Consider the following 20,272-nt stretch of genomic DNA (forward strand, 5'->3'; position numbering starts at 1 on the left):
GCAACAACGCCCGCACCAACAGTACGGCCGCCTTCACGGATTGCGAAACGCAGACCGTCGTCCATCGCGATTGGGTGGATCAGGGTAACAACCATTTTGATGTTGTCGCCCGGCATTACCATCTCAACGCCTTCCGGCAGTTCGATGGTACCAGTCACGTCAGTAGTACGGAAGTAGAACTGCGGACGGTAGCCTTTGAAGAACGGAGTATGACGGCCGCCTTCGTCTTTGGACAGAATGTACACTTCAGATTCGAACTTGGTGTGCGGCTTGATAGAGCCCGGCTTAGCCAGTACCTGACCACGTTCGATTTCTTCACGTTTGATACCACGCAGCAGAACACCAACGTTCTCACCAGCACGGCCTTCGTCCAGCAGTTTGCGGAACATTTCAACGCCAGTACAGGTAGACTTAGCAGTCTCTTTGATACCAACGATTTCAACTTCTTCACCAACTTTGATGATACCGCGCTCTACACGACCGGTAACAACGGTACCACGACCGGAGATGGAGAATACGTCTTCGATAGGCAGCAGGAACGGCTTGTCAATCGCACGCTCTGGTTCCGGGATGTAAGAATCCAGGAAGCCAGCCAGTTCGATGATTTTCGCTTCCCACTCTGCTTCGCCTTCCAGCGCTTTCAGAGCAGAACCACGAACGATCGGAGTGTCGTCGCCCGGGAAATCGTACTGAGACAGAAGTTCACGAACTTCCATTTCTACCAGTTCCAGCAGCTCTTCGTCATCAACCATGTCGCATTTGTTCAGGAACACGATGATGTACGGAACGCCTACCTGACGACCCAGCAGGATGTGCTCACGAGTCTGCGGCATCGGGCCGTCAGTCGCAGCAACAACCAGGATCGCGCCGTCCATCTGCGCAGCACCGGTGATCATGTTTTTAACATAGTCGGCGTGGCCCGGGCAGTCTACGTGTGCGTAGTGGCGAGTCGGGGTGTCATATTCAACGTGAGAGGTGTTGATGGTGATACCACGAGCTTTTTCTTCCGGCGCGTTATCGATCTGGTCGAATGCACGAGCAGCACCGCCGTAGGTTTTAGCCAGTACGGTGGTGATTGCAGCGGTCAGGGTAGTTTTACCGTGGTCAACGTGGCCGATGGTGCCGACGTTAACGTGCGGTTTTGTACGTTCAAATTTTTCTTTAGACACGGCTATATTCCTTACTATAGTGCTCTCCCCTGGGGAGAGAGCACGGGACTTAGGTTTTAATCCTGTGGCTTATTTACCACGGGCTTCAATAACGGCCTGAGCAACGTTGTTCGGCGCATCGTCGTACTTCAGGAACTCCATGGAGTAAGAAGCACGGCCTTTGGTCAGAGAACGCAGCTGGGTTGCATATCCGAACATTTCAGACAGCGGAACTTCAGCATGGATAACAACGCCAGTGACGTTGGATTCCTGACCACGAAGCATACCACGACGGCGGCTCAAGTCACCGATTACGTCACCGGTGTTCTCTTCCGGAGTCTCTACTTCAACCTTCATGATAGGCTCAAGCAGAACTGGTTTCGCTTTCTTAAAGCCATCTTTGAAGGCGATAGAAGCGGCCAGTTTAAACGCCAGCTCAGAGGAGTCAACGTCATGGTAAGAACCGAAGTGCAGACGCACGCCCAGATCAACAACCGGGTAACCAGCCAGCGGGCCAGATTTCAGCTGTTCCTGGATGCCTTTATCAACGGCCGGGATGTATTCGCCAGGAATTACACCACCTTTGATGTCGTTGATGAACTCGTAGCCTTTCGGGTTTGAACCCGGCTCCAGCGGGTACATGTCGATAACAACATGACCGTACTGACCGCGACCACCAGACTGCTTAGCGTGTTTACCTTCGATATCGGTAACTTTCGCGCGAATCGCTTCACGGTAAGCAACCTGAGGTTTACCGACGTTCGCTTCAACGTTGAATTCACGCTTCATACGGTCAACGATGATGTCGAGGTGCAGCTCACCCATACCGGCGATAATGGTCTGGTTAGATTCTTCGTCAGTCCAAACGCGGAATGACGGGTCTTCTTTAGCCAGACGGCCCAGAGCCAGACCCATTTTTTCCTGGTCAGCTTTGGTTTTCGGTTCTACCGCGATGGAGATTACCGGCTCAGGGAATTCCATACGCTCCAGAATGATCGGGTGATCCGGGTCACACAGAGTGTCACCAGTGGTCACGTCTTTCAGACCGATAGCAGCAGCGATATCGCCCGCGCGAACTTCTTTGATCTCTTCACGTTTGTTAGCGTGCATCTGTACGATACGGCCAAAACGCTCGCGTGCAGTTTTCACTGAGTTCAGGATGGTGTCACCGGAGTTAACTACACCAGAGTACACGCGGAAGAAGGTCAGGTTACCCACGAACGGGTCGGTAGCGATTTTGAATGCCAGAGCAGCAAACGGCTCTTCATCGCTAGCATGACGCTCAGCCGGAGTATCTTTACCGTCGTCCAGAATACCGTTGATCGCAGGTACGTCGACTGGGGATGGCAGGTAATCAATTACCGCATCCAGCATCGCCTGAACACCTTTGTTCTTGAACGCAGAACCACAGGTTACCAGGATGATTTCGTTGTTCAGAACGCGCTGACGCAGAGCTTTTTTGATCTCTTCTTCAGTCAGTTCTTCACCACCCAGGTATTTCTCCATCAGCTCTTCTGAAGCTTCCGCAGCGGACTCGATCAGGTTCTGGTGCCATTCTTCAGCCAGTTCCTGCATGTCAGCCGGGATATCTTCATAAGTGAAGGTTACGCCTGCATCTTCTTCGTTCCAGTTGATGGCTTTCATTTTCACCAGGTCAACAACACCGGTGAACGCTTCTTCAGCGCCAATCGCCAACTGCAGCGGAACAGGGTTCGCGCCCAGACGGGTTTTGATCTGACCAACAACTTTCAGGAAGTTCGCACCCATACGGTCCATTTTGTTAACGAACGCAATGCGTGGAACTTTATATTTGTTTGCCTGACGCCATACGGTTTCAGACTGAGGCTGAACACCACCAACTGCGCAGTAAACCATTACTGCACCATCAAGCACACGCATGGAACGTTCTACTTCGATAGTGAAGTCAACGTGCCCCGGGGTGTCGATGATGTTTACGCGATGCGGTTCATACTGCTTAGCCATACCAGACCAGAATGCAGTAGTCGCTGCGGAGGTGATAGTAATACCACGCTCCTGCTCCTGTTCCATCCAGTCCATGGTGGCTGCGCCGTCATGAACTTCACCGATTTTATGGTTTACACCGGTGTAGAACAGAATACGTTCGGTAGTAGTGGTTTTACCGGCGTCGATGTGCGCACTGATACCGATATTACGGTAGCGCGCGATGGGTGTTGTACGAGCCATTTGATTCCTCGTTTATCTTTTAGGCGTTCAATTTAAGTAGCCCAAAGCGGGCTGCTTACTAGAAGCGCCCGCCTGGTGACTAAAACTCCGAAGGGATTACCAACGGTAGTGTGCGAACGCCTTGTTGGCTTCTGCCATACGGTGAACGTCTTCACGTTTCTTAACTGCAGTACCTTTGTTTTCTGCAGCATCAGAAAGTTCGTTCGCCAGGCGCAGAGCCATGGATTTATCACCGCGTTTACGAGCAGCTTCAACGATCCAACGCATTGCCAGGGCATTACGGCGAACCGGACGGACTTCAACTGGAACCTGATAAGTAGAACCACCAACGCGGCGAGACTTAACTTCGACAGTCGGACGCACGTTTTCAAGGGCTACTTCAAAAGCTTCCAGGCCATCTTTACCAGAACGCTGAGCCAGGGTCTCCAGCGCGCTGTATACGATGGTTTCTGCAGTAGATTTTTTACCATCTACCATCAGGATATTTACAAATTTAGCCAGCAGCTCTGATCCGAACTTAGGATCCGGCAGAATTTTACGCTGACCAATGACGCGACGACGTGGCATGGGAATACTCCGTTGTTAATTCAGGATTGTCCAAAACTCTACGAGTTTAGTTTGACATTAATATAAAACGTTTGGCCTTACTTAACGGAGAACCATTAAGCCTTAGGACGTTTCACGCCATACTTGGAGCGTGATTGCTTACGGTCTTTAACGCCGGAGCAGTCAAGCGCACCGCGAACGGTGTGGTAACGAACACCCGGGAGGTCTTTTACACGACCGCCACGGATCAGGATCACGGAGTGCTCCTGCAGGTTGTGACCTTCACCACCGATGTAGGAAGTCACTTCAAAACCGTTAGTCAAACGCACACGGCATACTTTACGCAGTGCGGAGTTTGGTTTTTTAGGAGTGGTAGTATATACACGAGTACATACGCCACGTTTCTGCGGGCATGCTTCCAGTGCAGGCACGTTGCTCTTTGCAACTTTGCGTGCGCGTGGTTTGCGTACCAGCTGGTTAACTGTTGCCATTAAATAGCTCCTGGTTGTAGCTTTCGCTTCGTAAACACGTAATAAAACGACCTCATACAATATGAGGACGCAGAATTTTAGGTCGGTGTCGAAAAGGTGTCAAGAAATATACAACGATCCCACAATTACCAGGACATCTGGCTGGGATGCTTCACCGTAAGTCTGACGAAGTCAGTATAGCTAACCCTGACGACACTGTCTGAAATTTGACCACCTAAGCCGCGAGCTTTAATGTCTTCTTCCAGTACATAGACCTTAATGGAGGCATTTTGCAGACTTTCAAGGAAACGGCTCCCTTCTATTGCCGCGGTCACGCCATCCTGAAGCAATAAAAGTTCATCGTCTTTATCAATCAGGCGAAGAAGAGAGGAGAAATCGGTAAGCCACGCGGAGCGATGTAATGTGTGCAGCATGAGTATCTCAAAACCTTAAAATGACGTCATAGTTGCCTAGCTCACGGCGTAAATCTTCCGGTTCTAACGCTGTCGCATCGACCACAAAATCCCCCCCCTGCTGGAGGCCCCGCTCGCGTAACGAGGCGGCACAAAGCCAACATTGATCGATATCGTACAACCCTAACAGCTTGAAGGTTGCAATATAGTCGCGAGCCAGCACGACATCCGGCTGTTGTCCCTGGAGGATTTGAAAAACGCCATCGCCGATAAAAAATACGCCGAGGTCTTCCGTTAACGCCGATGTCGCCAGTAAGGCATCTAACCCTTCGCGGCCAGACGAACTGCCATGCGGCACGGTAGAAAAGACAAAAGCAACACGTTTCATTAAAACTGCACCACGCGATCGCAGGTCAGGGATGCCTCAGCCAGCGAACCCAGCCCGCTGAGGTTAAAACCTGATTGTAAATTAGCCCCTGCCAGTCCCAGTCGCTTCGCTTCTGTTTCATCAACGACGCCGCGACGCAGCGCCGCAGCTACGCAGATATTCAGCGTCACGCCATACTGCTGGTTCAGCTGTTGCCAGGCCCGCACCAGATCATATTCATCACTGGCGGGCGAAGTCAGGAAGTTGGCGTTATACACACCTTCACGATAGAAAAAGACGCTGCATAGCTCATGCCCTTCTTTGAGTAACGCATGAGCAAATTGCAACGCGCTGCTCGCCTGCTGCGTGCCATAAGCTGGCCCCGTCACCATAATGGCAAAACGCATTACTTGTCTTGCCCCTGGAAATCGCCGCTTTTGAACTGACGAATATAGAGGTAAACCGTGTGCTTGGAGATGTTCAGCCGATCGGCGACCTGGTTAATGGCATCTTTAATATCGAAGATACCTTTCTCATACAGATTCAGGACAATCTGGCGATTCTTGGCATTGTTGGAAACATTACGATCGGCATTCACTTCTTCAATCGTGAATTCCAACGTTTGGGTAACCAGGTCTTCCACCGAAGAAGCGAAGTTAACGGCAGAACCCACTTCCGGGGTTTCCGGTGGGATAAAGGTATTCATTATCTGCGAGAATGGAACATCAAGGTTCATGTTGATGCACAGCAGACCAATCACGCGATGCTCACGGTTGCGAATGGCAATCGTCACCGACTTCATCAAGACACCGCTTTTCGCACGTGTGAAGTAACACTTCGACACGCTGCTATCCGCACCCGTCATATCATGCAGCATACGCAACGCAAGGTCAGTAATCGGCGAGCCAATTTTGCGGCCCGTGTGTTCACCGTTAGCAATGCGGATGGCCGAGCATTTCAAATCCTGCAAAGAGTGCAATACGATTTCACAATGGGAACCAATGAGCATCGCCAACCCGTCCACAACCGCTTCGTAGGATTTGAGGATATCGAAATCGGTTTGATCGAAAGGACGTTGATCCAGTAAATCTAGCTCACTGGTTTCGTTGGTTAAAAGCGACCTGGACATGAAAAAAAGCACTCCTTTTCAGGAGCCTGTCGTTATGTTGTCAGGGCAGGCTCATCACTATTATAGGGGCATCTAAAGTAATACAGCGCACAAGGCGCTTTCCAGTATTAATTATATCCTGTCGATAATAAAAAACCGCCGCCCTGTGGGCGGCGGTATCTGGTTACTTACTTTTTGCTGCTGTCCGCAGCTTTAGCTGCCGGTGCAGCATCTGGCTGCGCATCGGCCTTCGGTGCCGGTTTGATGTCTAACAGTTCAACATCAAAGACCAGCGTAGAGTTAGCCGGAATGCCCGGTACGCCGGTTTTGCCGTAAGCCAGATCCGGCGGGATAACCAGCTGGATTTTGCCGCCTTTCTTGATGTTTTTCAGGCCTTCGGTCCAGCCTGGGATAACACCGTCAAGACGGAAAGAGAGCGGCTCACCGCGGGTATAAGAGTTATCAAACTCTTTACCATCAATCAGCGTACCTTTGTAGTTGACTACCACGGTATCGCTATCTTTCGGTGCAGCGCCGGTACCTTCTTTCTCTACTTTATAGACCAGGCCAGTAGAAGAGGTTTTAACGCCCTTCTCTTTAGCAAATTTCTCGCGGTAAACTTTACCTTTGGCTTCATTGTCAGCCGCGTCTTTTTCCATTTTCGCCTGAGCGGAGCTCTTCACGCGTGCTTCAAACGCCTGCAGAGTTTGTTCGATTTCCTGGTCAGACAGTTTGCTCTTGTCTGCAAACGCATCCTGAACGCCAGCGATCAGCTGATCTTTATCCAGTTTGATGCCCAGTTTTTCCTGCTCTTTCAGAGAGTTTTCCATATAACGACCCAGGGACGCGCCCAGCGCGTAAGCGGCTTTTTGGTCGTCATTCTTGAATGCTGCTTTGCTGTCAGCAGTAGCGGCTGGTTTCGCAGCGTCAGCAGCGAAGGTGATCGGGGCATGCAGAGCAACAGCCATTGTGGTCGCCAGCAGCGTTACTTTAAACAGTGATTTCATCCATATCTCCAGGGCCGGGGCATCTCACCCCAAGGTTAGCTAACATAAAAATGTACTATAAAGCGTTGCAGAACAAATCAACATACGGGCACGCCCTATTATCACCACTTTTCAGACTCTTTTTGTTTAAATTAGTTTCGTGACCGAAGATTGAGTGCTGTGCAAACAGGCAAAGTTAAGTAGAATTCGCCGCAGTCCGCGATCTGCCGGAGAAAAAAGAAAGAGGTGAATCATGCAGGATACAACAATGGAAACTCGCCTGGCTGAACTGGAAAGTCGCCTGGCATTTCAGGAGATAACCATTGAAGAGCTCAACGTGACGGTGACCGCGCATGAACTGGAAATGGCAAAACTCCGCGACCATCTGCGTTTATTGACGGAGAAGCTCAAGGCAACGCAGCCGTCCCACATCGCGTCGCAGTCTGAAGAGACCCCGCCGCCACATTATTGAGACATAAAAAAAGCGGGATATTCCCGCTTTTTTTTATGCCGTATAACGATTAGTGGCAACCGCAACCGCCGCCGTTACCTTTACCGCCACCGCCGCAGCAGCCTTCGCCACCGTGCTCGTGACCATGGTCGTGACCGTGACCACCGCAGCAACCGTCATGACCGTGGTCATGATCGTGGTCGTGACCGTGCGCACCGTGAACGTGGCCGTGAGCCAGCTCTTCTTCGGTCGCTTCGCGGATAGCGACAACTTCTACGTTGAATTTCAGATTCTGGCCAGCCAGCATGTGGTTACCGTCAACCACAACGTGGTCGTCTTCCACTTCGGTAATTTCTACCGGTACTGGACCCTGGTCAGTTTCAGCCAGGAAACGCATGCCAACCTGAAGTTCGTCAACGCCCATGAAGACGTCTTTAGGAACGCGCTGCACCAGGTTTTCGTCGTACTGACCGTATGCGTCGTTTGCGCCAACAGCAACATCGAATTTGTCGCCAACTTCATGACCGTCCAGCGCTGTTTCCAGGCCAGAAATCAGGGAACCGTGACCATGCAGGTAGTCCAGCGGTGCACTCACCGGAGACTCATCAACCAACACACCGTCTTCTGTACGTACCTGATAGGCCAGGCTGACCACCAGGTCCTTTGCTACTTTCATGATATCTCCTGAGCATGGAAAGAATAGTGGCGCAGATTGTAGCGGAATTCTGCACCCGTGTACCCTCTAGCTTAAAAAAAGCTGCGCCATATCGCTAGTCCGGATGAAAAATCCCGATCACTTGCTCTTCTTTGCGAACGTGCTCGCGCGCCTCTTTATCCGCTTCCCGCATCTGATGACCGCACTTAACACACTCAACAATATCGATATTATTTTCGCGCCACATCGCCAGCGTATCCTGCGCCTGGCAGGACGGACATTTTGCGCCTGCGATAAAACGTTTACGAATTGCCATGGTTACCTCTACTCAAATTCATCCCAGCCATCCAGCTGACGTCGCTCTTGCTGCATCTCTCGTTGGAAAATCTCCTCAAGCTCGCGCCGGGCTTCCCTGGCTCGGGAGATTTGTACCGTATCCGTGTGCATGGGGATCAGTTCCCGCAACATGCGCATATCCAGCCGCCGAAAATGCAGCTGAGCGCGCTGAGCCTGGTGCGGATGCATCCCTAGCGTAACCAGCGTTTTTCGCCCTAACTCCAGCGCACTGGAAAATGTTTCGCGGGAAAACTGCGTCACACCAGCCTGTAATAACTCATGCGCCTCTACACGTCCGCGCGCACGCGCAAGAATATGCAAATGCGGAAAATACTGTTGGCACAGCTCCACCAGCTTCATAGTGTCTTCAGGTTCATTACAGGTAATAACAATAGACTGTGCGGCTTCTGCACCCGCGGAACGCAACAGATCCACCTGCGTGGCATCACCGTAATAGACCTTATAGCCATATTTGCGCATTAAATTCACTGCGCTGATATCTCTTTCCAGGACGGTAATACGCATTTTATTGGCCATCAACAGACGACCAATAACCTGACCAAAGCGCCCGAAACCCACCACAATCACCTGCGGTTTATCATCTTCCACCCAGGGTTTTTCATCTTCTTCATCCGTGCCGTTAAACTGGCGGGAGAGCCATTTATCAATCAACTTCATCACCAGCGGCGTGGTCATCATCGACAGCGTGACGGTCACCAACAACAGCGCCATTTGGTCACCCTGAAACAGCCGTTGGGAAGAGGCCGTTGAAAACAGCACGAAAGCGAATTCACCGCCCTGACTTAAAACCCCGGCAAACTGCATCCGTTCTGAGCTTCTCATGCCGTTAAGACGCGCCAGTACATACAGCACCAGCATTTTTACGACCACCAGCACCATCACGCTCGCCGCCACCCACAAAATATGGGTATAGAGCACGCCAAGGTTAAGCGACATACCTACGGAGATAAAAAACAGGCCAAGCAACAGGCCTTTAAACGGATCGATTGCCGTTTCCAGCTCATGTCGGTATTCGCTTTCCGCCAGCAGAACGCCCGCGATAAAGGTCCCCAGCGCCATCGACAGACCCAGCGCATCCATAAATAAAGCAGAACCCAGCACTAACAGCAGCGTGGCGGCGGTGAACACTTCCCGCACGCCAGAATCCGCAATAAAGCGGAAAACCGGACGCAGCAAATAGCGCCCGCCAATCAGCATGCCGGCAAAGGCCAGCACCTTCATCCCCACTTTGATCCAGTCAAAATGTTCGTCAGCAGACCCCGCCAGCAGCGGAACCAGCGCCAACGCGGGGATCACCGCCAGATCCTGAAACAGCAACACCGAAAAGCCCAGCTGTCCGGATTCACTGCGATTCATGCCCTTTTCGCGCATCAACTGTAGCGCCATAGCAGTCGATGACATCGCCAGACCAATGCCGCCAACCACTGCTGCCTGCCAGGAGAACGCTGTAAGCATCAGTAGCCCTGCCAGCACGACCGCGCTTAGCATCACCTGCGCGGCGCCGACGCCAAAAATTGAACGCCGCAATTGCCACAGTTTGGCTGGATTAAGTTCCAGCCCAATGATGAACATCAGAAAAACTACGCCCAGTTCGGAAAAGTGTAAGATTTCATCCACATCGCTGATGAACCCTAATCCCCATGGGCCGATAGCAATCCCCGCCAGCAAGTAACCCAGCACCGGACCGATACCCAGCTTTGAGGCCAGCGGAACGGCAGCCACCGCCGCGAAGAGGAACAACACGCCGGCAGTCAATAAATCAGAACCTTCCATCAGCGGCCTCCCACAGGGATCGGATTCGCCAGCCAGTCACCATACGCTTTCGCATGGCTGTCCAGCTCCTGTTTCGTTTGCCGTCTGGCCCAGTAGACAATGATAGGGCTCATCCAGTGCATGCGGCACATACCGGCCGTTAGCTCAAAAGGGCGCAGTACATCGCTCATTGGATAACGGTTTAGCGCGTCATAGCGGTAGGCGCTTTCCGGCTCTCCGGTAGTGATAACGCTCCGCCAGTACTTTCCCGCCAGTTGATTCCCCCCGGGGCCGCTGGCAAATCCTCGGCTCAGTACGCGGTCAAGCCACTCCTTTAACAACGCCGGGCAGCTATAGGTGTAGAGCGGATGCTGAAAAACAATCACATCATGCTCGCGCAGCAGCGCCTGCTCATGCGGAATGTCGATAAAAAAGTCAGGATAGTGCGCGTACAGGTCGTGCACGGTAACATTGCTGAGCTGCGTGGCCGGTTTAAGCAGTACCCGGTTCGCGACCGAGTCCTGAGATTCCGGATGGGCATACAGCAGCAAGACTTTCGCTGGCTGGAACATCATCCCCCTCCCGGTTTTGTCTTTTGTCTATTTTCGACGTTTTGGGCTACCATTGCGCCTCGGTGCGGCAAATAGCCCACACATTACATTATCATAATGATAAATTAACATAGTCTGAACATACGGCGCCTTATGATTGTTTTCTCATCGTTACAAATTCGTCGCGGCGTGCGCGTCTTGCTGGAAAATGCCACGGCCACCATTAATCCAGGGCAGAAAGTTGGCCTGGTAGGTAAAAATGGCTGCGGTAAATCTACCCTGCTGGCATTGCTGAAAAATGAACTCAGCGCCGACGCCGGAGGATTTACCTATCCGGGAAACTGGCAGCTCGCGTGGGTTAATCAGGAAACGCCTGCGTTGCCACAGCCGGCGTTGGAGTATGTGATTGACGGCGACCGCGAGTATCGTCAACTGGAAGCACAGTTGAACGATGCCAACGAACGTAACGATGGACACGCCATTGCCACCGTCCATGGCAAGCTGGATGCCATCGACGCCTGGACTGTGCGCTCACGCGCCGCCAGCCTGCTGCATGGCCTCGGCTTCTCCAACGAACAGCTTGAACGTCCCGTCAGCGATTTTTCCGGTGGCTGGCGTATGCGTCTCAACCTGGCTCAGGCGCTGATTTGCCGTTCAGACCTGCTGCTGCTCGATGAACCGACCAACCACCTCGATCTCGACGCGGTGATCTGGCTGGAAAGATGGCTGAAAAGCTATCAGGGCACGCTGATTTTGATCTCCCACGACCGCGACTTCCTCGACCCGGTGGTGGATAAAATTATTCATATCGAACAGCAAACGATGTTCGAGTACACCGGCAACTACAGCGCGTTTGAAATCCAGCGAGCGACCCGCCTCGCACAGCAACAGGCAATGTACGAAAGCCAGCAGGAGCGCGTGGCGCATCTGCAAAGCTATATCGATCGTTTCCGCGCCAAAGCCACCAAAGCAAAGCAGGCGCAGAGCCGTATCAAAATGCTGGAACGTATGGAGCTGATTGCCCCTGCGCACGTGGACAACCCGTTCCACTTCAGCTTCCGCGAGCCGGAAAGCCTGCCGAACCCGCTGTTAAAGATGGAAAAGGTCAGCGCCGGCTACGGCGACCGCGTCATTCTCGATTCGATCAAACTGAATCTGGTACCGGGGTCTCGCATCGGCCTGCTCGGACGCAACGGCGCGGGTAAATCTACGCTGATTAAGCTGCTGGCCGGCGAACTGGCCCCCATCAGCGGCGAGATTGGCCTGGCAAAAGGCATCAAGCTGGGTTACTTCGCACAGCACCAGCTGGAGTTTTTACGCGCCGATGAATCACCGATTCAGCACCTTGCGCGCATGGCGCCGCAGGAGTTGGAGCAGAAACTGCGAGACTACCTCGGCGGATTCGGCTTCCAGGGCGATAAAGTCAGCGAAGAGACTCGCCGCTTCTCCGGAGGTGAAAAAGCGCGTCTGGTGCTGGCATTGATCGTCTGGCAGCGCCCGAACCTGCTGCTGCTTGATGAACCGACCAACCACCTGGATTTGGATATGCGTCAGGCGCTGACCGAAGCGCTGATCGATTTCGAAGGCGCGCTGGTTGTGGTCTCGCACGACCGTCACCTGATTCGCTCTACTACCGATGACCTCTATCTGGTGCACGACAAGAAAGTCGAGCCGTTTGATGGCGATCTTGAGGATTATCAGCAGTGGCTGAGCGATGTGCAAAAACAGGAAAACCAGAGCGACGAACCGGTAAAAGAGAGCGTTAACAGCGCCCAGGCACGTAAAGACCAGAAGCGTCGCGAAGCTGAACTGCGCACCCTGACGCAACCGCTACGTAAAGAGATTACCCGTCTGGAAAAAGAGATGGAGAAACTACACGCACAGTTGGCACAAGCGGAAGAAAAACTCGGCGATAGCGAACTGTACGACCAAAGCCGCAAAGCCGAACTCACGGCATGCTTGCAGCAGCAGGCCAGTGCGAAATCCGGACTGGAAGAGTGCGAGATGGCCTGGCTGGAGGCTCAGGAACAGCTTGAGCAGATGCTGGCCGAGTAATCATGAGTGCCGGATAAGGCGAAGCCGCCATCCGGCACTATAGCCGATGATTGCCTGCTGACTGACTCGCGACAAAATCACATATTGGCTAACCCGCACGCGCTGTGCGCGGTATAGTTATTCTTTCCGATTATTAATTGCTCTGGTGTTATGGTTGAAATCACGTCCACAGAAATAACTCCACCTACCGACGATTCACGAGAATTCCGTCCGATGCGCGGTATTAGTAACCGCCATCTGCAGACGATGCTGCCGCGTTTAATTCGCCGCAAGGTGAAGTTCGACGCCCACTGGCAGCGTCTGGAATTGCCCGACGGTGATTTTGTCGATCTGGCATGGAGTGAAGATCCGCAACAGGCGAAACACAAACCGCGCCTGGTGGTTTTTCACGGTCTGGAAGGCAGTCTGAACAGCCCGTACGCACATGGCCTGATTGAAGCAGCGCAAAAGCGCGGCTGGCTGGGCGTGGTGATGCATTTTCGCGGCTGCAGCGGCGAACCCAATCGTCTGAACCGTATTTATCACTCCGGTGAAACAGAAGATGGCACCTGGTTTTTACACTGGCTGGCACGTGAGTTCGGTCGCGTGCCGACCGCGGCGGTAGGCTATTCGCTCGGTGGAAACATGCTGGCCTGCCTGCTGGCAAAAGAAGGTACTGAGATTCCAATTGATGCCGCGGTTATCGTTTCCGCGCCTTTCGTGCTGGAAGCCTGTAGTTACCATATGGACAAGGGATTCTCCCGGGTCTATCAGCGCTACCTGCTAAACCTGTTGAAAGCCAATGCCTCGCGTAAGCTAGAGGCGTATCCAGGATCGCTGCCGGTGAGTCTGGGCCAGTTGAAATCTCTGCGTCGCATTCGCGATTTTGACGATCTGATCACCGCTAAAATCCACGGTTTCGCCGATGCTATAGACTATTACCGTCAGTGTAGTGCTATGCCGTTGCTCAACCAGATCGCCAAACCCACGCTGATTATCCATGCCAAAGACGATCCGTTTATGGATCATCACGTGATCCCTAAACCGGAAAATCTGCCCTCACAGGTAGAGTATCAACTGACGGAACACGGCGGCCACGTCGGATTCATTGGCGGTACGGTGCGCCGTCCTGAGATGTGGCTGGAATCCAGAATCCCGGACTGGCTGACAACGTATCTGGAGGCATCATCATGATCATCCCCTGGCAAGATATCTCCCCGGACGCGCTGGACAATCTGATTGAAAGCTTTGTCTTGCGCGAAGGCACCGATTATGGTGAACATGAACGCTCGCTCGAACAAAAAGTCGCCGACGTCAAACGCCAACTACAATCTGGTGAAGCCGTGCTGGTATGGTCAGAACTGCATGAAACGGTCAACATTATGCCGAGGAAGCAGATTCACGAGTAATCCGTAACCGACGGCCGACTATAATAAAAATTCAACCTATTCATGGAGTTGTTATGTCTGCCAAACATCCGGTGATTGCGGTAACAGGGTCCAGCGGCGCGGGGACCACCACCACCAGCCTCGCGTTTCGTAAAATTTTCGCGCAGTTAAATCTGCGCGCCGCCGAGGTGGAAGGTGACAGTTTTCATCGTTATACCCGTCCGGAAATGGACATGGCGATTCGCAAAGCGCGTGATGCCGGGCGGCATATCAGCTATTTCGGCCCCGAAGCTAATGACTTCGGTCTGCTGGAGCAAACCTTCATCGAATACGGCCAGACGGGCAAAGGTCAGTCGCGAAAATATCTGCACACCTACGATGAGGCCGTACCGTGGAATCAGGTTCCGGGTACATTTACGCCCTGGCAGCCGCTGCCTGAACCGACGGATGTCCTGTTCTATGAAGGACTGCACGGCGGCGTCGTAACCCCACAGCAAAACGTGGCCCGGCATGTCGATCTGCTGGTTGGCGTAGTGCCGATCGTGAACCTGGAATGGATTCAGAAGCTGACCCGCGATACCAGCGAGCGGGGACACTCGCGCGAAGCGGTGATGGACTCGGTGGTGCGCTCAATGGACGATTACATCAATTACATTACGCCGCAGTTTTCCCGTACGCATATTAACTTCCAGCGCGTACCGACCGTCGATACCTCCAACCCCTTTGCCGCCAAAAGTATTCCATCACTGGATGAAAGCTTTGTCGTGATTCATTTTCGGAACCTGGAAGGGATCGACTTCCCGTGGCTACTGGCCATGCTGCAGGGATCATTCATTTCCCACATCAATACGTTGGTTGTTCCGGGCGGGAAAATGGGTTTGGCGATGGAATTGATTATGCTGCCGCTGGTCCAGCGACTGATGGAAGGCAAAAAGATAGAGTAAGGTGTTATTTTGCCGGATGGCGGCTGATGCCTTATCCGGCCTACGCGTTTATATCCTGTAGGCCTGATAAGTGAAACGCCATCAGGCATGACATCACGAAGCAGCAACCACTTCATAGGAGTGGGTAATGTTCACCGCCTTTTCCAGCATCAGCGCCACAGAGCAATATTTTTCCGCAGAGAGATCGACTGCGCGCGAAACGGACGCATCTTTCAGATCGTTACCCGTTACGATGAAATGCAGGTTAATGTGGGTAAACAGGCGCGGCGCTTCATCACGACGCTCTGAGGTCAGTTTCACTTCGCAGTTGGTCACATCCTGACGACCTTTTTGCAGGATCGAAACCACATCAATTGCGCTGCAACCACCCGCAGCCATTAATACCATTTCCATCGGGCTCGGCGCTTTATCACCGGAGTTACCGTCCATCAAAATTTGGTGACCAGAGGCGGACTCACCGAGGAAGGTTAACCCCTCAACCCACTTTACACGCGCTTGCATATTTCGTAACTCCAATGTTTCAATTTTCCTGACAGATTACGCGTACATAACAATTCTCGCAACGGAAGGCGACCTGCGTCATGCTGAAGCGAGACACCAGGAGACACACGGCGAAAGCTATGCTAAAACAGTCAGGATGCTACAGTAATACATTGACGTACTGCATGTATGCAGAGGACATCACATTACAGGCTGCAGTTAATTTTTGACAGCCCCTTTCCCAGGTAGCGGGAAGCATATTTTTGCAAACCCAGAGGCAGCGTCGTTTTCTGGCTCTGGAGACAGCTTATAACAGAGGATAACCGCGCATGGTGCTTGGCAAACCGCAAACAGACCCGACTCTCGAATGGTTCTTGTCTCATTGCCATATTCATAAGTACCCATCGAAGAGCACGCTGATTCACCAGGGTGAAAAAGCGGAAACGTTGTATTACATCGTTAAAGGCTCAGTGGCAGTGCTGATCAAAGATGAAGAAGGGAAAGAAATGATCCTTTCTTATCTGAATCAGGGCGATTTTATTGGTGAATTAGGCCTCTTCGAAGAAGGTCAGGAACGTAGCGCCTGGGTACGTGCCAAAACCGCATGTGAAGTCGCTGAAATTTCATACAAAAAATTTCGCCAATTAATCCAGGTCAACCCGGATATTCTGATGCGCCTGTCTTCACAGATGGCTCGTCGCCTGCAGGTCACGTCTGAAAAAGTCGGCAACCTAGCCTTCCTCGACGTAACGGGTCGTATCGCGCAGACTCTGCTGAATCTGGCGAAACAGCCTGATGCGATGACCCACCCGGACGGCATGCAGATTAAAATCACCCGTCAGGAAATCGGCCAGATCGTTGGCTGCTCCCGTGAGACCGTTGGTCGTATTCTGAAGATGCTGGAAGATCAGAACCTGATCTCCGCACACGGTAAGACCATCGTCGTCTACGGCACCCGTTAACCCCATCGAAGTGGCGCGTTACTCAGTGATGCGCCACTTTTGTTTACACCGATGTGGCGAAGACTGATATACCACCCAGAGATCAACTACGCACTACGGCAGACGCTGGTGCTATGTTTACCTGTGGCTGTTGGTCTGATCATCGGTCAGCTTCATCTGGGACTCCTCTTCTCCCTGGTCCCTGCCTGCTGCAACATTGCCGGTCTTGATACCCCGCATAAGCGCTTTTTCAAACGTTTAGCTATTGGCGCGTCTTTGTTTGCCGGTTGCAGTCTGATCATGCAGTTGCTGCTGGCACAGGCCATACCGCTGCCGCTTATCCTCACCGGACTGACGCTGATTCTTGGCGTAACCGCCGAGCTCAGCCCTCTACATGCCCGACTGTTACCGGCCTCACTTATCGCCGCGATTTTCACGCTAAGCCTGGTCGGGAACATGCCCGTCTGGGAACCGTTGCTGATCTATGCGCTGGGCACGTTATGGTACGGCCTGTTCAACTGGTTCTGGTTCTGGATGTGGCGCGAGCAGCCGCTCCGTGAATCGCTCAGCTTGTTGTACCGTGAATTAGCCGATTACTGTGAGGCCAAGTACAGCCTGCTGACCCAGCATGCCGATCCGGAAAAAGCGCTGCCTCCCCTGCTGGTTCGCCAGCAGAAAGCGGTGGATCTGATTACCCAGTGCTACCAGCAAATGCATATGCTGTCGGCGCATCGCAACAACGATTACAAGCGCCTGCTGCGTGCCTTTCAGGAGGCGCTGGATTTGCAGGAGCATATTTCCGTCAGCCTTCACCAGCCGGAAGAGGTGCAAAAGCTGGTCGAACGTAGCCACGCCGAACAGGTGATTCGCTGGAATGCGCGCACCGTCGCCGAACGCCTCCGGGTACTGGCTGATGATATTCTGTATCACCGCTTGCCGACCCGTTTCTCGATGGACAAGCAGATTGGCACGCTGGAGAAAATCGCCAACCAGCATCCGGACAATCCGGTGGGACAATTTTGCTACTGGCACTTCAGCCGTATTGCCCGCGTGCTACGCACCCAGCGACCGCTGTACGCCCGAGATTTAATGGCGGACAAGCAGCGTCGGTTGCCGCTGATCCCGGCCCTGAAAAACTATCTGTCGTTGAAATCACCGGCGCTGCGTAATGCCGGGCGCATCAGTGTCATGCTAAGTATCGCCAGCCTGATGGGCAGCGCTTTACACCTGCCAAAGCCTTACTGGATTTTGATGACGATCCTGTTCGTCACGCAAAATGGCTACGGAGCAACCCGGGTACGTATTTTACACCGTTCAGCAGGAACGCTCGTTGGACTGGTCATTGCCGGGGTCACCCTGCACTTTCATATTCAGGAAGGTTACACGCTGGCAGGCATGCTGCTGATTACCCTAGGTAGCTATCTGATCATGCGCAAAAACTACGGCTGGGCTACCGTCGGCTTTACGGTCACGGCGGTATACACCCTGCAACTGCTGACGCTGAACGGAGAACAGTTTATCGTGCCGCGGTTTGTCGATACGGTTATTGGCTGCTTAATCGCCTTTGGCGGTACACTCTGGCTGTGGCCGCAGTGGCAGAGCGGCCTGCTGCGTAAGAACGCCCATGATGCGTTAGAAGCCGATCAGGAGGCCATTCGCCTGATCCTCAGCAACGATCCGCAGGCCACGCCGCTGGCGTATCAACGCATGCGGGTCAATCAGGCGCATAACACGTTGTTCAACTCACTGAACCAGGCGATGCAGGAGCCAGGATTCAACTCGCACTACCTGGCGGACATGAAACTGTGGGTCACGCACAGCCAGTTCATCGTCGAGCACATCAACGCGATGACCACACTGGCAAGGGAACACACAATGCTGACGCCGGATTTAGCGCAGCGGTATCTGGAATCCTGTGAAATTGCGCTCCAGCGCTGTCAGCAGCGGCTGGAATATGACGGACCGGGAAGCTCAGGCGATGTGAATATTCTCGAAGCGCCAGAGATGCTGTCCCACGGTCCGTTAAGCACCCTTGAGCAGCATCTGCAACGGATACTGGGGCATCTGAACACCATGCACACCATTTCGTCGGTAGCATGGCGTCAGCGACCGCACCACGGAATCTGGCTGAGCCGCCGTCTGCGGGACATGAAAGGTTAAGATCGACTGCCGGATGCGCTGTGCTTATCCGGCAACAGGTAATCAGGCAACGACTTTCGCTACCGCTTGTGCGAAACGCTGCATCCCTTCATCGATATCCGCCTGCTCAACTACCAGCGACGGCGCGAAACGCATCACGTCCGGTCCGGCGTTGAGTACCATCACCCCTTCGTGCGCGGCGGCATACAGGAAATCGCGCGCCCGGCCTTTAAACTGCGGCTTCAGCTCGGCGCCAATCAGCAGCCCCATCCCGCGAATATCGCTAAAAATGTCGAACTGTTGATCAATTTTGTGCAAATGCTGGACAAACGTCTGACGTTTGGCCTGAATACCTTCCAACACTTCCGGCGTGTTGATGATATCAAACGCGGCCCCCGCAACTGCGCAGGCCAGCGGATTACCACCGTAAGTGGAACCGTGCGAACCCACATGAAATGCGGAGGCAATCTCTTGGGTGGTCAGCACCGCGCTCACCGGGAAGCCGCCGCCGAGGGCCTTCGCGCTGGTGAGGATATCCGGCGTCACGCCGTAGTGCATATAGGCAAACAGATCGCCGGTACGGCCCATCCCGCTCTGCACTTCATCCAATACCAATAGCGCCTGGTGTTGGTCGCAAAGTTCACGCAAACCTTGCAGGAATTCCGGCGTTGCCGCAGTGACGCCACCCTCCCCCTGAATAGGCTCAACCACCACTGCACAGGTGTGATCGTCCATCACCGCTTTGACCGCATGCAGATCGTTAAACGGTACATGGATGATATCTGCTGGTTTTGGTCCAAAGCCGTCAGAGTATTTCGGCTGCCCGCCGACGGACACGGTAAACAGCGAACGACCGTGAAACGCATTATGGAAGGCAATGATTTTGGTTTTGAACGGGCTATGGCGCACGCAGGCATAGTGGCGCGCCAGCTTAAAGGCGGTTTCGTTAGCTTCGGTACCCGAATTCATGAACAGCACGCGCTCGGCGAAGGTCGCATCAATGATTTTACGGCCCAGGCGCAACGCCGGTTCGTTGGTGAAAACGTTGCTGGTATGCCACAGGGTTTCACCCTGGGTTTTTAACGCCTCCACCAGGGCCGGATGGCAATGCCCTAGTGCAGTAACTGCAATGCCGCCCGCGAAATCAACATACTCTTTGCCCTGTTGATCCCAGACTCGACTCCCTTTCCCTTTTACCGGGATAAACTCAGCCGGTGCATAAATCGGCAGAATCACTTCATCGAATGTCGCGCGCGTAATTGCAGTTTGTTCAGTTGCCATGTCATTGCCACCCTGTTAAGCAGAAATGTTAGTGAAATTATAATCACAAAATATGA

At 53.0% G+C, this 20,272-nt stretch carries 21 protein-coding genes and 1 pseudogene; 7 read left to right on the forward strand and 15 right to left on the reverse strand.

The annotated features are described in order from the left end of the window. The 9 genes from tuf to fkpA all read right to left on the reverse strand — a co-directional run. The coding region (gene tuf / locus OGV93_RS07415; protein ID WP_049014834.1) for an elongation factor Tu at positions 1-1,169 on the reverse strand (1,169 nt) is incomplete at its 3' end. Between the two features lie 69 nt (positions 1,170-1,238). Beyond that, a complete protein-coding gene (gene fusA, locus OGV93_RS07420) occupies positions 1,239-3,353 on the reverse strand; it encodes an elongation factor G (protein WP_016154762.1) in 2,115 nt (704 codons plus the stop codon). 96 nt (positions 3,354-3,449) lie between these two features. After that, positions 3,450-3,920: a 30S ribosomal protein S7 gene (rpsG, locus tag OGV93_RS07425; RefSeq protein ID WP_016154763.1), complete on the reverse strand. Its 471-nt coding sequence runs from the start codon at positions 3,918-3,920 to the stop codon at positions 3,450-3,452. Between the two features lie 95 nt (positions 3,921-4,015). Beyond that, a complete protein-coding gene (rpsL, locus tag OGV93_RS07430) occupies positions 4,016-4,390 on the reverse strand; it encodes a 30S ribosomal protein S12 (RefSeq protein ID WP_003023654.1) in 375 nt (124 codons plus the stop codon). A gap of 125 nt (positions 4,391-4,515) precedes the next feature. Then, positions 4,516-4,803, reverse strand: a complete 288-nt coding sequence (tusB, locus tag OGV93_RS07435) for a sulfurtransferase complex subunit TusB (RefSeq protein ID WP_016157620.1) — start codon at positions 4,801-4,803, stop codon at positions 4,516-4,518. A gap of 7 nt (positions 4,804-4,810) precedes the next feature. Beyond that, a complete protein-coding gene (gene tusC / locus OGV93_RS07440) occupies positions 4,811-5,170 on the reverse strand; it encodes a sulfurtransferase complex subunit TusC (protein WP_153689958.1) in 360 nt (119 codons plus the stop codon). After that, complete coding sequence (gene tusD, locus OGV93_RS07445) at positions 5,170-5,556, reverse strand: sulfurtransferase complex subunit TusD (RefSeq protein WP_137352408.1); 387 nt, start codon at positions 5,554-5,556, stop codon at positions 5,170-5,172. Before tusD ends, tusC begins: the two co-directional genes overlap by 1 nt. After that, positions 5,556-6,278 (reverse strand): helix-turn-helix transcriptional regulator, encoded by a 723-nt coding sequence (locus OGV93_RS07450; protein WP_003023643.1) that lies wholly within the window; start codon positions 6,276-6,278, stop codon positions 5,556-5,558. Before OGV93_RS07450 ends, tusD begins: the two co-directional genes overlap by 1 nt. Positions 6,279-6,445: 167 nt before the next feature. Beyond that, a complete protein-coding gene (fkpA, locus tag OGV93_RS07455) occupies positions 6,446-7,264 on the reverse strand; it encodes an FKBP-type peptidyl-prolyl cis-trans isomerase (RefSeq protein ID WP_016154767.1) in 819 nt (272 codons plus the stop codon). Between the two features lie 232 nt (positions 7,265-7,496). Between fkpA and OGV93_RS07460 the strand changes: the two genes are divergently transcribed. Next, a complete protein-coding gene (locus OGV93_RS07460; protein WP_003023639.1) occupies positions 7,497-7,715 on the forward strand; it encodes a protein SlyX in 219 nt (72 codons plus the stop codon). Positions 7,716-7,764: 49 nt separating this feature from the next. Here the strand turns inward: OGV93_RS07460 and slyD are convergent, their stop codons facing one another. From slyD to kefG, 4 genes are all read right to left on the reverse strand, one after another. Then, positions 7,765-8,370 carry a peptidylprolyl isomerase gene (slyD, locus tag OGV93_RS07465; protein WP_003023634.1) on the reverse strand — a complete coding sequence of 202 codons (606 nt, stop codon included), beginning with the start codon at positions 8,368-8,370 and terminating at the stop codon, positions 7,765-7,767. Between the two features lie 94 nt (positions 8,371-8,464). Continuing rightward, the gene (locus OGV93_RS07470) at positions 8,465-8,665 is read right to left on the reverse strand and encodes a YheV family putative zinc ribbon protein (RefSeq protein WP_016154768.1); all 201 of its coding nucleotides are present in this window, start codon (positions 8,663-8,665) and stop codon (positions 8,465-8,467) included. An 8-nt stretch (positions 8,666-8,673) separates the two neighbouring features. Then, on the reverse strand, positions 8,674-10,479 hold the full coding sequence (gene kefB, locus OGV93_RS07475) for a glutathione-regulated potassium-efflux system protein KefB (RefSeq protein ID WP_016154769.1): 1,806 nt from the start codon (positions 10,477-10,479) through the stop codon (positions 8,674-8,676). Beyond that, positions 10,479-11,030 carry a glutathione-regulated potassium-efflux system ancillary protein KefG gene (gene kefG / locus OGV93_RS07480; protein ID WP_287109532.1) on the reverse strand — a complete coding sequence of 184 codons (552 nt, stop codon included), beginning with the start codon at positions 11,028-11,030 and terminating at the stop codon, positions 10,479-10,481. Before kefG ends, kefB begins: the two co-directional genes overlap by 1 nt. A 132-nt stretch (positions 11,031-11,162) precedes the next feature. Between kefG and OGV93_RS07485 the strand changes: the two genes are divergently transcribed. The 4 genes and pseudogenes from OGV93_RS07485 (at position 11,163) to OGV93_RS07500 (ending at position 15,375) form a co-directional block, all read left to right on the forward strand. After that, positions 11,163-13,064 (forward strand): ABC transporter ATP-binding protein, encoded by a 1,902-nt coding sequence (locus tag OGV93_RS07485; RefSeq protein ID WP_016154771.1) that lies wholly within the window; start codon positions 11,163-11,165, stop codon positions 13,062-13,064. Positions 13,065-13,168: 104 nt separating this feature from the next. Continuing rightward, a pseudogene (locus tag OGV93_RS07490) lies at positions 13,169-14,237 on the forward strand (hydrolase). Continuing rightward, positions 14,234-14,452: a YheU family protein gene (locus tag OGV93_RS07495; RefSeq protein WP_003023615.1), complete on the forward strand. Its 219-nt coding sequence runs from the start codon at positions 14,234-14,236 to the stop codon at positions 14,450-14,452. Before OGV93_RS07490 ends, OGV93_RS07495 begins: the two are co-directional and overlap by 4 nt. A gap of 53 nt (positions 14,453-14,505) precedes the next feature. Further along, positions 14,506-15,375, forward strand: a complete 870-nt coding sequence (locus tag OGV93_RS07500; RefSeq protein ID WP_003827751.1) for a phosphoribulokinase — start codon at positions 14,506-14,508, stop codon at positions 15,373-15,375. Positions 15,376-15,468: 93 nt separating this feature from the next. On the opposite strand, the gene OGV93_RS07505 is transcribed toward OGV93_RS07500, so the two are convergent. Next, positions 15,469-15,876 (reverse strand): OsmC family protein, encoded by a 408-nt coding sequence (locus tag OGV93_RS07505; protein WP_016154773.1) that lies wholly within the window; start codon positions 15,874-15,876, stop codon positions 15,469-15,471. Between the two features lie 308 nt (positions 15,877-16,184). Here OGV93_RS07505 and crp point away from each other — a divergent pair, with 308 nt between their 5' ends. Both crp and OGV93_RS07515 read left to right on the forward strand, forming a co-directional pair. Then, positions 16,185-16,817 carry a cAMP-activated global transcriptional regulator CRP gene (crp, locus tag OGV93_RS07510; RefSeq protein WP_000242758.1) on the forward strand — a complete coding sequence of 211 codons (633 nt, stop codon included), beginning with the start codon at positions 16,185-16,187 and terminating at the stop codon, positions 16,815-16,817. Between the two features lie 51 nt (positions 16,818-16,868). Further along, the gene (locus OGV93_RS07515) at positions 16,869-18,956 is read left to right on the forward strand and encodes a YccS/YhfK family putative transporter (protein ID WP_016154774.1); all 2,088 of its coding nucleotides are present in this window, start codon (positions 16,869-16,871) and stop codon (positions 18,954-18,956) included. 42 nt (positions 18,957-18,998) lie between these two features. Here the strand turns inward: OGV93_RS07515 and argD are convergent, their stop codons facing one another. Then, positions 18,999-20,216 (reverse strand): bifunctional acetylornithine/succinyldiaminopimelate transaminase, encoded by a 1,218-nt coding sequence (argD, locus tag OGV93_RS07520; protein WP_019078160.1) that lies wholly within the window; start codon positions 20,214-20,216, stop codon positions 18,999-19,001. Between the last annotated feature and the right edge of the window lie 56 nt (positions 20,217-20,272).

The sequence above is a fragment of the Citrobacter sp. Cb031 genome (assembly GCF_030336725.1).
GTDB classification, from domain to species: Bacteria; Pseudomonadota; Gammaproteobacteria; order Enterobacterales; family Enterobacteriaceae; genus Citrobacter; species Citrobacter braakii.

Excerpts from the sequence above, each read along its gene's own strand:
- OGV93_RS07505 (WP_016154773.1), bottom strand. The coding sequence starts at position 15,876 with ATGCAAGCGCGTGTAAAGTGGGTTGAGGGGTTAACCTTCCTCGGTGAG.
- slyD (WP_003023634.1), bottom strand. The coding sequence starts at position 8,370 with ATGAAAGTAGCAAAGGACCTGGTGGTCAGCCTGGCCTATCAGGTACGT.
- OGV93_RS07500 (WP_003827751.1), top strand. The coding sequence starts at position 14,506 with ATGTCTGCCAAACATCCGGTGATTGCGGTAACAGGGTCCAGCGGCGCG.
- rpsL (WP_003023654.1), bottom strand. The coding sequence starts at position 4,390 with ATGGCAACAGTTAACCAGCTGGTACGCAAACCACGCGCACGCAAAGTT.
- tusB (WP_016157620.1), bottom strand. The coding sequence starts at position 4,803 with ATGCTGCACACATTACATCGCTCCGCGTGGCTTACCGATTTCTCCTCT.
- crp (WP_000242758.1), top strand. The coding sequence starts at position 16,185 with ATGGTGCTTGGCAAACCGCAAACAGACCCGACTCTCGAATGGTTCTTG.
- OGV93_RS07515 (WP_016154774.1), top strand. The coding sequence starts at position 16,869 with ATGTGGCGAAGACTGATATACCACCCAGAGATCAACTACGCACTACGG.
- fusA (WP_016154762.1), bottom strand. The coding sequence starts at position 3,353 with ATGGCTCGTACAACACCCATCGCGCGCTACCGTAATATCGGTATCAGT.
- argD (WP_019078160.1), bottom strand. The coding sequence starts at position 20,216 with ATGGCAACTGAACAAACTGCAATTACGCGCGCGACATTCGATGAAGTG.
- OGV93_RS07450 (WP_003023643.1), bottom strand. The coding sequence starts at position 6,278 with ATGTCCAGGTCGCTTTTAACCAACGAAACCAGTGAGCTAGATTTACTG.
- tusC (WP_153689958.1), bottom strand. The coding sequence starts at position 5,170 with ATGAAACGTGTTGCTTTTGTCTTTTCTACCGTGCCGCATGGCAGTTCG.
- OGV93_RS07485 (WP_016154771.1), top strand. The coding sequence starts at position 11,163 with ATGATTGTTTTCTCATCGTTACAAATTCGTCGCGGCGTGCGCGTCTTG.
- kefG (WP_287109532.1), bottom strand. The coding sequence starts at position 11,030 with ATGTTCCAGCCAGCGAAAGTCTTGCTGCTGTATGCCCATCCGGAATCT.
- OGV93_RS07470 (WP_016154768.1), bottom strand. The coding sequence starts at position 8,665 with ATGGCAATTCGTAAACGTTTTATCGCAGGCGCAAAATGTCCGTCCTGC.
- tusD (WP_137352408.1), bottom strand. The coding sequence starts at position 5,556 with ATGCGTTTTGCCATTATGGTGACGGGGCCAGCTTATGGCACGCAGCAG.
- OGV93_RS07460 (WP_003023639.1), top strand. The coding sequence starts at position 7,497 with ATGCAGGATACAACAATGGAAACTCGCCTGGCTGAACTGGAAAGTCGC.
- rpsG (WP_016154763.1), bottom strand. The coding sequence starts at position 3,920 with ATGCCACGTCGTCGCGTCATTGGTCAGCGTAAAATTCTGCCGGATCCT.
- OGV93_RS07495 (WP_003023615.1), top strand. The coding sequence starts at position 14,234 with ATGATCATCCCCTGGCAAGATATCTCCCCGGACGCGCTGGACAATCTG.
- fkpA (WP_016154767.1), bottom strand. The coding sequence starts at position 7,264 with ATGAAATCACTGTTTAAAGTAACGCTGCTGGCGACCACAATGGCTGTT.
- kefB (WP_016154769.1), bottom strand. The coding sequence starts at position 10,479 with ATGGAAGGTTCTGATTTATTGACTGCCGGCGTGTTGTTCCTCTTCGCG.